We start from the raw sequence: 12,793 nt of genomic DNA, 5'->3' as shown, positions 1-12,793 counted from the left end.
CGCTATTAATGTGTTGAAGATGTATCGATTTCAATTGTTAATCATATCCTTACTCGTGGCACTCCAATCTGGAGCTCAAAACCTGAAATACCCAGGCACAAAAACTGTCAATAATGCTGATACACTGCATGAGGTAGTCGTTCAGGATCCTTATCGTTGGCTAGAAAACATTACTTCCGAAGAGGTGCAGGCCTGGGTAGCTGCCCAAAACGAACTTAGCAGTAAGCAGCTAAAAAAGTATAGAAACCGGCACAACACCATCAACAAGATGAATCGCTTCATGGCCACCGAGATGAGGAACAGTAGCCGTGAACTTAGCCACAACCCAGGTAGCAACTCTTACTACCGGCTATTTTATAATGACGAGTTTGGCACTCCTGCGATCTATCATAAAACCAATAGCTTCAATGACTACCGTCTGCTTGTAGCTCCAAGACAAATTTCTTCAAAAGACGTTATTACTTTTCAAAACTTCCAACCCAGCAAGGACGACAAGTATCTGGCCTATCAGTACAGTAGAAATGGCAGTGATTGGGGTGAAATCCGCATTGCATCCACTTTAGATGCCAACCACCCTAAAGACGTGATTACGGGGGTGAAGTTTTCGGACATCAACTGGTATGACAATGGGTTCTTCTACAAAAAATATCCTTTTAATGGCATTACCGATATAAATGAACACCCAAAGCTTTTCTACCATACTATACATGGCGAGGAAGACTCTCTGGTATTTCAATCCTCGAACCCCCGTGATGAGTTATGGCTGCAAAGCAATACGGAAGAGACCATGTACTTTCTGCGGGTATCAAATGACTTTACGAGCAAAAACACCATGCTCTACTTTGATCCCTCCGAGTCTATTGCGGCTTTTCGTCCACTTTTCTATAAGGTAAACTTCGACCTTTCGTTTATCGACTACCATGACAATCATTTTTATTTCTATGGGATCTTAAAAGACAGAAGGCAGATTATTAAAATCAACAAATCAGCCCCGTCGGACATTCATCCCATTTCACCTACCTATGAGGGCGCGGTACTCACAGATCATGAGTTTATGGACCAAACCATAGCCCTTTCTTACCAGGCATTAAGCACTCCATTTCTGACGATTATCGATAGGCACGGCCAGATCCTCAAAGAAGTGAAACTGCCAGCTGGCGTCACTATAGACAACCTAACTTTTCAGCCTAATAAAAACGGGCTTTCATTCACTATGCAATCGTTCACCATCCCGCCTACTACTTGCCTGCTAGATCTGGACAGTTACGAATACAAAGTGGTAGAGTCTACAGGTGTCAATTTCAATTTTGATGAGTTTCGTTTTAGTCAGGAATATATTACCTCTAAAGATGGAGTTCAGGTTCCTGTCTTTTTGGTGTTCAAAAACCAACTCAAGCAATCTGGAAACACCCCTTTTCTACTCAAGGCTTATGGTGGATTTGGGGCGATATCTACTCCCTACTATGATCCTAAAGTAATTCACTTTGTAGAGTCTGGAGGGGTCTTTGCCTTTGTAAACATACGTGGTGGTGGGGAGCTGGGACCACAGTGGTGGAAATCAGGCATCCTACACCATAAACAAAAAGGATTTGATGACTTTATCAGTGCCGCAGAGCACTTCATCGATAAAGGATATACCCGCCCGGACAAAATAGGCATAACTGGCTCCTCACATGGGGGTCTGGTGGCCGGGGCAGCACTCACTCAGCGTCCTGAGCTTTTTGGGGCAGCGCTACTGAATGTCGCCGTATTGGACATGATCCGGTTCGAACAGTTCACTGTAGGCACCAAACATGTGGATGAATTTGGCACCGTTTCAGACTCGCTAGACTTTCAAAACCTCCTAGCCTACTCACCATATCACAACCTGAAACCAGTGAACCACCCACCAGTACTAATCACTACAGGTGACAATGACGATCGAGTGCCCCCGCTACACGCTTACAAATTTGCGGCTGCTCTGCAAAACCTACCTCAACAGAAAAACCCTGTACTGCTATATACCCGATCGCAAGCAGGCCATCAAGGCGAGCAGTCTCGAATAGATCGTTTATATGACTATGCCTTATTCTCAGCTTTTTTTGAAGAGCATCTGTTCGATTAGCGGTTTTGAAAAAGAAACTTGCCGAAATCAAGCATAGAGTCTAGTGGCCCTTTGCCTACCAGATCAAATGCCAGATTTACTGATTTTTCTACCGCTGCGTCCGTTTTGGCAAATTCATCACTATCGTCATTGGCCCAAAACCGCGTAATAAAGAGAAAGTGCAACCAAAATGCTTTTTGATATTGATTGGTAAAAGGACGCTCAGCTACCTCAGAGGTATCTTTCCCCTCGGCGATGAGCCCATTGACATATGCTTCGAACGCCGAACGAAGCCCAGAGAGAAATGGCGGGTTTAGCTCTCGTTTGTCCAGCTCGTCAAATCGCTTCAAAACAAAACTTCTGTTGTCTTTCAATGCCTCCAGCCAAGTGAAATAAAAAGCCAGGAGCTTTTCTCTTACCGTGTAGTTGGCATAAGCTTCATCAGATTCTAATACTTTGAGGGTATCTTCTAGCCAATCAGACCAGATGGATAGCTCCATGGCCTTGAAGCTATTGAAATATTGATAAAATTCAGCTTCTGTGGTTTTCAGTCCTTTAGCAAAGGCAAAGACGGACGCAGGATTCACACCATGCATCAGTACATGCTCCATATATGCTTTTTTAAACTGATCCTTACTGATAGCCTTTTTTGTTCTTTTGGTGGTTGCTTTTTCCATACGATTGTAAACCGCATGTGATGATAAATGGTTGGCTCGGGGCAAATCTTTTTTTATCTATACAGTATGAAACATCTCATCACTTTGCTTTTGCTATTCGTTACTTGGTCTGCTTCTCACGCTCAAATGACCGCTGCAGAGATCTTAAACAAGGCTATTGCTTATCACGATCCTGAAAATAGATGGCCTTCATTTTCAGGAACCTTTCATTTAGATGAGCATAGGAATGAATGAGTCATCAGACAAACCACATTTGGACTGGAAAATGAAAAAGGCTATTTCATTTTTACCCGGGGAGCAAACGAGCATGGCATGTATGAAGATTCCTGTTTTGTGGTAGAGGGTACCACACCTTGCGATCGTGTGGCTACCATCCGTAACTTTTACCTCTACCTGTGGGGGCTCCCCATGAAGCTAAAAGACCCTGGCACCAACATCGTGGCCCAGGTGAAAGACACGGTAGTAAATGATGAAGATGTTTTTGGAATAACTGTACCATATGCAAAAGATGTTTGGACCTTTTACTTCCGCAAAAGTGATTACTCACTAAATGCTTATCAATTCATGTTTAGTGAAAAACCAGGTGGTGAAATCATACTACTAGAGGGTGAGCATGTGACTAGTGGCATCAAGTTTCCTAAGACGCGCGCCTGGTACCAATTGCCAGGCAACGACTACCTCGGCAAAGACATTCTCACAGCAATCAAATAAAAAAGCCCCCCTACGTCTTAGGGAGGCTCTTAACCAGCGGTGAACAGATACAGAAGTATTCTGTGAAATGTTTTACTAAGGTAAAGTGGCCATTTACCAAGGTCAATACCATAAATATGGTATTTTTCATTTTGACCGAAATTTAATTTCATAAAACACTGATTTTCAGCACATAATATTTTCATTAAAAATCAAAATCGCCTCGTTTTCTTAAAAAATTTGTTTTTTCGAGCAATTTCAGGACACAAGGCAGGCATTTTTGACCAGCGAATTGAGGTTCTATTTTATTCAACTTTCATTTCCACAAGCACTTTTCTTGATTTGTCCCTTAAAAACAAAAAGTCGCCTCCAGTTTGAATAGAGGCGACTTGATGCGTTGAAACAACTAATAATTACTTACGACTTACTTTTATCTGGTGCCGGAACGATCTGGCCCCATCTGTAAAGTTTACAAAATAAATTCCTGACTCGTATTCTGTGAGATCTAACTCAGCATGATGATAATCCATAGCATGAGGAATTTCCATTTCTACCAGTTTGGTTCCTCGGATATCCATCAGTTCGATTTTCAGATTATCCAGCTTTCTATACACGAGGTAGTCGATTCCCAGCTGACCGTCAGTAGGATTAGGGTATAGCCTTACCTCTTTGATATAAGGTTTTAAGCTGTACAGCACCTCATTAGATTCTACCTGTATTCCTTCTTCAGTAACTACAGCGCTAATTTCGAAAAGCTGATTTTCTTTATCACCACCTACTTCGAAATAGATAGCCGCATCTTCATCCAAAGGCACACCGGGGTACTCAATGTTCAACTTATATTGACCATCCTCTACATCTTCGAATTGAAACCTTCCCTCATCATCAGATTCAACGTAAGCATAGAGTTCATAAGTCCCCTCTTCCTGGTCCATACGTCCTCTTCTTACAAACCTGCGCATGGAACAACCAGCACGTTTAACTTTCCTACGGGCCAAAATACGACCATTCGACTCCTCATCACCTACAGAATCTGCGGGCAATTCTTCTTCCAAAACTCCATTGAAAGTCGCACCATTTGACTGAGGTGTAGGGACAGTATAGTTGACCATCTCAATATTAACATTTTCAATACGGTCGCGGACAATCAGCTTAACTGCTGCCGTGTCGAACTCACTCTTTATGTAATAAGTCTGAACGATATTCGTAGCTCCTGCCGCTTTACTAAGAGGATAAACCTCCCGATCAGGCCTTACCAAAAGAATGAAATCACCCAATACTAAATCTTCGAATTTGTACTGTCCAAAACCATCGACAGAGACAGTATCTTCCAGGTAAAAGGGAGGCTCTGTAACCCGGTAAATAGCTACCGTACCGGCAGTAAGCAAGGACTGAGTTTCATCTGAATAAACTGTTCCAAACAAATCCGTACTTGCCCAAAGGTTTCGGTTACGACTGGTGATAGTTAGACCGGGCACTAGCGGGTGCGTAGCATCTACACGGTAGGTGCCTTGCTGGTCATAGTCCAACCCTTCGATTTGATAGCGTCTACTGTTCGCTCCTTCTATTGGGCTTACATCATTGTTGAACGGCCTACCAGGAACCAATGGACCAAAATTCCATTGATACTCTGTGCCTTTGCCCAGATCTGGGACTGTGACAAGGTAATCTGCTCCAGCCTGCAAGGTGTCATTGAGCGTAACATGCCAACGTCTCTGTGGGCTGTACGTGATTCCATCAATATTTACATTCGGAATGATGTGCTGGAATGACAGTCTATTCCCACTGATATTAAGACTCGTGAGTCCTTCCCACTTAGAGACATCAGGAAATGATCGTAACTGGTGATTACTCAAGTCCAGCACCTGAATTCCGTTTAGCTCTCTAAACCTTGGCGAAACATTACCTATGAATTGCTTCTCAGCAGTGCCCGGGAGTTCCAGACGTGTCACCCGGTTGTTCTCTACTGTTACTCCCTCCCAATCACTCGTCAGCTCATTGCTCTCGGACCAGTTTTCTGGAGTAAACTTTTCAGTCAAGGCACCCAAAAATGCCAGTAGTGCTTCTTTGTCTCGCTCTAAAGATGAAAGCTTAAGTGTAAAACCCGAAGTATACAGTTTAATGTCTGGGTAGAGTTCATTCCTTATTTCCAACACATAAGTTCCTTGATGTTGAAAGTCCGGACTGTTAATCAAGATGGAATTAGAGTTTTGGTCTGCTACTAACTCTCCATCTTTATACCATCTGTAAGTATTAAAGTCTCCACTCACAGCATAAATAATCTCAATAGGACTTCCTACCTCGTGCAGAGAATCTACCGGATCAAATAAGGAATCCTGTGGGTTTACACGAATTACATTTTCCTGAATCAGAGAATTGTTTGCTTCAAAGTCTCCAAAATCGAGGTAATTATAGGTAGCCATCAACTGCTGCATACGACTTCCTATGGATTCTCCAAGAGCGGTAAATCTGTTTCCACGTGCATTCAGTGCGTGTAATTCAGGAAGGCTCGAAACCGTGCCTAAGCTACCCGAAAGTGAGTTGGCACTCAAATCCAGCAACTGCAGTGATGTAAGTCCTGACCATTCTACAGGAATCTCTCCTTCAAATTCGTTGCTATCCAGTCTAAATTCTTTGAGTGAAGGCGCTTTGCCCCACGTTTCTGGAAGTGTACCTCCGAAGAAATTGCTACTGATATCAAGCACAGCCAACGCGGATGCTTCTAAGTCCAAAGCTGGCAGATCTCCTTCAAACTGATTCCCAGAAAGATCAAGTCGCTCTAAAGTAGAAATTTGAGCCACCTCCTGAGGGAAAAAGCCAATGAATTGGTTGTCCTGAATTTGGAAATCTCTCAACTCTGTCAACACTGACATCCCTTCGGGAATTTCACCAATCATCTGGTTTCCAGAAAGATCAATTCTCACCAGGCCAGTCAAGGAGACTATAGTTGGTGGAATCGAGCCGTCCAGCTGATTGTTTTTGAGAACAAGGTCGTTGAGCACAGTTAACTTATCAATGCTATCTGGCAAATCACCAGAAAGCATGTTATTGCCCAGGCGCAAAAACTCCAGAGAATCAAGACTTGTAAGCTCTCCGGGAAGACTTCCTACGAGGTTATTGTTCGGTAGTTCCAGTCCAACCACACGCCCGCCTTCACTGATAGATACACCAGTCCAAAACCTCGGAGAACCTGACAACCACCCTTCTTTCTTGATCCAGGCGGTATCACCTCCGGTAGCTTGGTAAATAGCCACCAAAGCTGCCTTGTCCTGTTCATTTACCGCAGTGGTATCTGCTTCGGTAGTCATGAATGCTGCCGGCATAAAACCAGTATACATTTTCAATCCTCCAGCCGAAGCTACCTGACCACTAGGGCCTTGCTCGCCAACCACTACGTGAGAGGAGAAGTTACCTCCGGTAACCGCTGCTCCCCCGATGGATTGGGCGCTCGCTGCATTTTCAGTTTGAGCGTAACCCAAACGGCAAATGCCTATAGCTATGATGAGTGTTAATAGTCGTTTCATATAAGACATCCTCACAATCACCAATTATTTTGTTTGACCTACAGTGGTCGTTTTGTTTTGCTCTACAGAGAGCGAAAGCAGTTTTTTGATGGATTCAATTTCCGCTTTGAGTTCACTCAAATCATCCTGAGATGCACTTTCATTAAGTGCCGCCTTTAGGTCTGCATTCTCCGTCTTTAAGTCAGCTACTTTCGCATCGAGCTCCTTGATGGCTTCTACCAGTGCAGAGACCAACACGGCGTAGTTTACTGCCTTGAATCCATCTTGACGAGTAGTTACCACTTCAGGATATACTTTTTCTACCTCCTGAGCGATGAAGCCAATGTTTTGAGCGTCAGTCTCATCATTTTTCCACTCATAAGTAACACCTTGAAGTTCTTTTACTTTAGCTAAAGCTCCTTCTTGCGAAACGATATTTTCCTTTAGTCTACGATCAGATGATTGGTTAACTGTAGTGGCGTTTATTGTACCACCCTCTCCTAATAATTCAATAGTCACACTATCACTCAGATTACGAAGTACAATACCTCCACCATTAGATCCGTAAAGGTTACTTTCAATCAGAACATTTTCCTGAGCTATTCCACCACTTTGGGTATTAAACATCTTAAAAGAAACTCCTTCGTAAGCTCCCTGATTTACTACCTCCATATTGAGGTTGGACATGTACCATCCACCTCCATCATCATGACTTCCATACATGGTAAAGTAGGCCTGATCTGTGTTCTCCCATTGTCTACCTCCAAACTGGAAGTTTGGAGCTTCACCTCCCCAAAGGAACATTTCGCCGGCAGCTCTACCAGCATCTTGCCCTCCAGGATCAAATGACGCGCCTACACTAAAAAGCTGCAGAACATCATTGTTTACATTTCCTCCAGGCCCGAGTAGCTCAAGTCTGCCAGCTGTACCTAGCGAACCAACACTGTCTAGCTTAAATTGTCCACGGACATCCCAGCCGAGATCATTACCACCTTTTAATTGAATAAATGGCAGGTCGTTATCATCTATGCTCATGGTAATACCAGAGCCTACTCCGTTATTGGTTCGGTTCTGTGATCCCAAATTGATCTCTCCCACATAGTTTCCTACACCATTTTGGAATGTATTAAGGTGAATCAGATTAGCAAATGGACCAACACCACCATTGTTACTTTCCAAAATAAGCGTGGGAAGACCTCCAGGGTGATAACCAAGCATGGCCCCTAGTTGGTTACCGGCATCATCATACCCAACGATTTGCATAAGACCACTATTACCATCGTTGGAACCAATCCAGCCAACGTTTTTATGCTGCTCGTTGTAGGTAAATAAATTTCCTCTTCCTTTGTTATTCACACCAAGCCTTGCTCCCAAATAGCGTAAAGAGTCATACATACCGAGGTAAGCACCGTAACCTCCGCCACCAGTGCCTAAAATCACTTTTGTACTATCATTAGCGCCGTTTATCACTAAACTACCAGACTTATTAGGGCCAAAATAGTTAAGGTGAGCCTTCATGGTACCAAACTCATCTGTCACTTCAATGTCGCGTGCTGAAATACTGTCTGAGGCTCCTACCTGCTGACCGTTAACACGTAAAACACCATTTACGTCTACATCGCCATTAAAAATACCGGCGTAATTTTCTTTTCCTCCAAAAGCTTCTGCCATTATACCGTAGTTGATGCCAGGACCTTCTGCACGGGCTATCATCCCTTTGTTTTGTATAGTATCTGAGCCATCATTTACTCTAGAAACTCCTGATACTCCCACGTTATCTACGCCTGTAGAACCAAGAGCTTCACCAGTTACCCCTACGTTACCCCAGGCGTTGTTGAACCCTGCTCCATATATACCGGAGTTGTAGGAACCAGTGCCAAAACCAACATCTCCATTGCCAGCACCACCAGCACGGCCTACCACACCATTATTAAAGTGGCCCTGGCCCCAGCCCTGGCCATACAAGCCGGTATGATCACCTGAGCCATCGCCTGTGGCACTACCAAACACTCCAACTCTAAAAGTAGTATCACCAGCCTGGCTTATTGAATTGGCTCTAATACCGTATGCGTTTCCTCGCGAACCTGAGCCAAGATTGTCCACCTGTAGCACGCGGTTTACATCCGCATTTACCTGAAAATAATACACGGTATCACTCCCACGCAAATCGTCTGGACCAATATATTCTCGTCGTGAAACCTCTGCTGAACTAATCGGTGCGAACAATTGGACCGAAGAAAGTGCTGTCCCATCTACATTTATCGATAGACTTACTTCATCCCTTCCCTGGTACAAATCAACAGGAAGTGGGTTAATGCTACCTAAAACAACCGCGTAAAACCCATCCTGAACATTGACGTCAGTATGTGTTTCACTCCAGGTAGAGTCTATTGAAAATTGAAACGTTTTTGTGCCCGTTACAGCCACATTGTTTTCAACAAGTTTACCCTGAAAAGGGATCTTCTGAGCCTGGGCAAATACCAGTACCAGTAGTAAAAAGGAAGTCAGTGTAGATTTAATCATAGTTAATGGATAGTCTAATTTCTTCTTAAAATCATCCTAAAAGTACTAGATGATAATGAAAAGTGGTCTACCTATTTAGGGTGATTTTTATGAATCGACCTTTATATTTTGTGAAATGCAGGCAGAATTCTTCAAGTGCAAACATGAGGTAAACAGCATTAGCAATAGTTCACTAATCTGATTCAATAAAAAAAGCCCCGAAGGGCCTTTTATACGATAGATTCAATCATTATCTAAAACGAAAGGTCAATTGATTTTTTGAGTACGTCTCGGGAATTACCACCGACCATCACTACAAATGTGCCGTCTTCGGCATAAAACTCATATCCCTGATGATAGAAGCCCAGTTCTTGCTCTGTAAGCTCAAATTCTACGGTATATGTACTTCCAGCTTTTAACTCTACCTGTTTATAGGCTACAAGTCGTTTGGTTGGTTGAGTCCATGAAGCAACTACATCATGAACATAAACCTGCACAGTTTCTATACCGTCTAAAGAAGAAGTATTGGTTATACTCACCGAAACGGTTACTCCATTGTCGGATTTTGACAATTTCAGCTGGTCATAGGCAAAATTAGCATAGCTCAAACCATACCCGAATGGATATAGAGCTTCATTTGGGGCATCTGTATAGTGAGACCAAAAGACCAATCCGTCATCGGTAGCGTTGGTTTGAGGTCTTCCGGTAGACTTACGATCATAATAAAGGGGCTCCTGACCAACATGGTACGGGAAGGACACAGGAAGTTTACCTGAAGGGTTGTATTTTCCGAAAAGCACATCTGCGATGGAATGGCCTGCCTGTGAGCCGGCAAACCAGGTCTCTACTAATGCCGGTGCCTCTGCTGCTAGCTCTGGTATAGCCAATGGTCTTCCATTCATCAAGACCACAACGATGTTCTGGTTTACTTTCATCAATTCACGAAACAAAGCTAGCTGACTTCCCTTTAGCTGAATGTCTGTCTGACTTCTACCCTCTCCAGTCTGGAAACAATCCTCACCAAGTACAAGTACAGTTACTTCAGCACTTTTAGCCACGGCTATGGCCTCATCAAAACCCGTCTCATCTTCAGGTACAATCGTTAACTCATGAATAAAAGTACGTCGACCTGTAGTCAGTGTATACCCCTTAGCAAATGTTACTTCAGTGTCTGATGAAACGGCTGATTCTATACCCTCCAACACGGAGACTGCAGAGTTAGTCACTGCCTGAGCTCTCCAACTACCCAAGGGCACGTCCTTACTGTTGGCCAATTGGCCAATTACCGCTATGGATTTTACGTCTTTCGGCAATGGCAATAAACCCTTATCATTTTTCAACAAAACAATTGACTTTCGCCCTGCCTCCCTGGCAACTGCAAGATTCTCCGTGGTTCCAATGCTCTCGGACTCACGTTGCTCATCACAGTAACGGTAAGGGTCTTCAAACAGACCTAGCTTAAATTTGATGGTAAGGATACGACGCACCGCGTCATCCAGTATTTTCTCATCTAGCTCGCCTGATGACACTAGAGCTTCAAGGTGCTTTTCGTAAGCCCTGGCTTCCATATCCATATCACTTCCGGCTCGCATCGCTTTACGAGCTGCATCCTTATCGTTCGCCGCAAAGCCATGCGTGATCATTTCGCCTATAGAACCCCAGTCTGACACTACAAAACCGTCAAACCCCCACTTGCCTTTCAATATGTCACGCTGCAAAAACTCACTTCCGTTTGCCGGTACACCGTTTAGTTCATTGAAGGCATTCATAAACGTAGCCACGCCTGCATCGGCAGCCACCTTGAAAGGAGGCAATACCACATTATACAATGTTTGATCAGATATTTGAACGGTATTGTAATCTCGACCGCCTTCAGCAAAACCATACGCTGCAAAGTGCTTAGCACATGCTGCGATGGTATGTACAGCGGACAGATCTTCTCCCTGATATCCTTCCACCCAGGCTTTGGTCATTACCGAAGTAAGAAAAGCATCTTCTCCCGCACTCTCCATGATGCGTCCCCAACGGGCATCTCTACTAATATCTATCATTGGAGAAAATGTCCAATGTAAACCACTAGCTGCTGCTTCCCTAGCGGCCACTTCTGCTCCTTTGCGAGCGACTTCAGGGTCCCAACTCGCCGCCTGCGCCAAAGGTACAGGTAGCATGGTACGATAGCCATGTATCACATCGTAGCCAAAAATTAAGGGTATGCCCAATCTACTATTCTCTACAGCTAGTTTCTGTGCTTCACGTGTTCCTTTGGCGGTTAAGACATTGAGCATGCCGCCTACGCCACCGTTTTTGATTAATTCGGCTTTTTCCTGACTGTTGTCGTCCGCAGGTACCGGTCCGGTAAACTCCCAGGTGCCATTGTATAAGTTTGTTTGGCCTACCTTTTCGGCCAGCGTCATTTTGTCAAGCAACTCTTGTACCTGCCTGGCAATCTTTTCGTCCTTTTCATCCATAGTGCTCTGAGCTTCTACCAGTATACCTGACAGTATCAGCACCAACATCATCCATGTTTTCATTATTCAGGTAGTTTAGGTTGATATACTTTCACATAGTCTATTTCTAGCGATTGAGGCCAAATGCTATCATCCACACCCATTTTGCCTCCCCAGGCACCACCTACGGCAAGGTTGATTATGAGATGGTACTCCTGATCAAAGGGCCAACCAGCATATTCTTCGTTGCCCTTTGCTATGCGCGCATATTCGGTGCCGTCTACAGACCAGATCATTATTTGTTCGTCCCAAAAGACGGCATAATCGTGAAACTCCTCATGCACGTTTTGAACATAAATACTATCTGAAATGTGTGTACCGATGGCATGGTTATACTTTTCTGTATGAATGGTACCATAGACCATGCCCTGATTGTACCCCACATGCTCCATTATGTCGATTTCGCCATCACGTGGCCAATTCAATGGTCGATCTAATGTAGGAAGCATCCAGATGGCTGGCCAGGTTCCAGTGCCTTGTGGCAACCGGGCCCGCACCACCACTTTGCCATACTTCCAATCTCCCTTTCCTTTACTTACGAGTTTTCCGCTGCTGTAGGCTCTTTGTCCTTTTTGTTCTTTTCGAGCAGTGATTTTCAGTATACCATCATCTAAAGTGATGTTTTCTGATGCATAATGTTGAAGTTCCTGATTACCGAAACCGCATAGCTCTGGGCACCCATCCCCTTCTATGATCGTCCATTTACTTAGGTCTACCTCGGATGTGTTAAATTCATCTGACCAAACCAGGGCTAAAGATGATGGTGAAGGGTCGGTGGTTAAAATAAGGGCTAAAAATGTATAAATGAATAAATGCATACTTCTCTAAACA

At 44.0% G+C, this 12,793-nt stretch carries 8 protein-coding genes; 3 read left to right on the top strand and 5 right to left on the bottom strand.

Annotated elements, in window-relative coordinates:
• The first annotated feature begins 19 nt into the window (after window positions 1–19).
• Entirely contained in the window at window positions 20–2,104 is a 2,085-nt protein-coding gene (locus C7460_RS13120; protein WP_115868571.1) for a prolyl oligopeptidase family serine peptidase, read from the top strand.
• Here C7460_RS13120 and C7460_RS13115 read toward each other — a convergent pair.
• Window positions 2,101–2,760, bottom strand: a complete 660-nt coding sequence (locus C7460_RS13115; protein WP_115868570.1) for a TetR/AcrR family transcriptional regulator — start codon at window positions 2,758–2,760, stop codon at window positions 2,101–2,103. The genes C7460_RS13120 and C7460_RS13115 overlap by 4 nt on opposite strands.
• 66 nt (window positions 2,761–2,826) lie before the next feature.
• Between C7460_RS13115 and C7460_RS24460 the strand changes: the two genes are divergently transcribed.
• Both C7460_RS24460 and C7460_RS24455 read left to right on the top strand, forming a co-directional pair.
• Window positions 2,827–2,994, top strand: a complete 168-nt coding sequence (locus C7460_RS24460) for a DUF6503 family protein (protein ID WP_170148007.1) — start codon at window positions 2,827–2,829, stop codon at window positions 2,992–2,994.
• Window positions 2,995–3,072: 78 nt separating this feature from the next.
• Window positions 3,073–3,471: a DUF6503 family protein gene (locus C7460_RS24455; protein WP_115868568.1), complete on the top strand. Its 399-nt coding sequence runs from the start codon at window positions 3,073–3,075 to the stop codon at window positions 3,469–3,471.
• Between the two features lie 392 nt (window positions 3,472–3,863).
• On the opposite strand, the gene C7460_RS13100 is transcribed toward C7460_RS24455, so the two are convergent.
• The 4 genes from C7460_RS13100 to C7460_RS13085 form a co-directional block, all read right to left on the bottom strand.
• Entirely contained in the window at window positions 3,864–6,974 is a 3,111-nt protein-coding gene (locus tag C7460_RS13100) for a leucine-rich repeat domain-containing protein (RefSeq protein ID WP_170148006.1), read from the bottom strand.
• Between the two features lie 24 nt (window positions 6,975–6,998).
• On the bottom strand, window positions 6,999–9,476 hold the full coding sequence (locus C7460_RS13095; protein ID WP_115868566.1) for a tail fiber domain-containing protein: 2,478 nt from the start codon (window positions 9,474–9,476) through the stop codon (window positions 6,999–7,001).
• A gap of 233 nt (window positions 9,477–9,709) precedes the next feature.
• Window positions 9,710–11,986 carry a beta-glucosidase BglX gene (gene bglX / locus C7460_RS13090; RefSeq protein ID WP_115868565.1) on the bottom strand — a complete coding sequence of 759 codons (2,277 nt, stop codon included), beginning with the start codon at window positions 11,984–11,986 and terminating at the stop codon, window positions 9,710–9,712.
• A complete protein-coding gene (locus C7460_RS13085) occupies window positions 11,986–12,780 on the bottom strand; it encodes a glycoside hydrolase family 16 protein (RefSeq protein WP_115868564.1) in 795 nt (264 codons plus the stop codon). Before C7460_RS13085 ends, bglX begins: the two co-directional genes overlap by 1 nt.
• Between the last annotated feature and the right edge of the window lie 13 nt (window positions 12,781–12,793).

It is taken from the genome of Marinoscillum furvescens DSM 4134 (assembly GCF_003386095.1).
Classification (GTDB): domain Bacteria; phylum Bacteroidota; class Bacteroidia; order Cytophagales; family Cyclobacteriaceae; genus Marinoscillum; species Marinoscillum furvescens.
Note: the sequence above shows the minus strand (reverse complement) of the source record. Positions and strands in the feature narration are given on the sequence as shown.

What these genes read in the sequence shown, in the direction of transcription:
- C7460_RS13120 (WP_115868571.1), top strand. Translation starts at nt 20, where the DNA reads ATGTATCGATTTCAATTGTTAATCATATCCTTACTCGTGGCACTCCAA.
- C7460_RS24455 (WP_115868568.1), top strand. Translation starts at nt 3,073, where the DNA reads ATGTATGAAGATTCCTGTTTTGTGGTAGAGGGTACCACACCTTGCGAT.
- C7460_RS24460 (WP_170148007.1), top strand. Translation starts at nt 2,827, where the DNA reads ATGAAACATCTCATCACTTTGCTTTTGCTATTCGTTACTTGGTCTGCT.
- C7460_RS13100 (WP_170148006.1), bottom strand. Translation starts at nt 6,974, where the DNA reads ATGAAACGACTATTAACACTCATCATAGCTATAGGCATTTGCCGTTTG.
- C7460_RS13095 (WP_115868566.1), bottom strand. Translation starts at nt 9,476, where the DNA reads ATGATTAAATCTACACTGACTTCCTTTTTACTACTGGTACTGGTATTT.
- C7460_RS13085 (WP_115868564.1), bottom strand. Translation starts at nt 12,780, where the DNA reads ATGCATTTATTCATTTATACATTTTTAGCCCTTATTTTAACCACCGAC.
- bglX (WP_115868565.1), bottom strand. Translation starts at nt 11,986, where the DNA reads ATGAAAACATGGATGATGTTGGTGCTGATACTGTCAGGTATACTGGTA.
- C7460_RS13115 (WP_115868570.1), bottom strand. Translation starts at nt 2,760, where the DNA reads ATGGAAAAAGCAACCACCAAAAGAACAAAAAAGGCTATCAGTAAGGAT.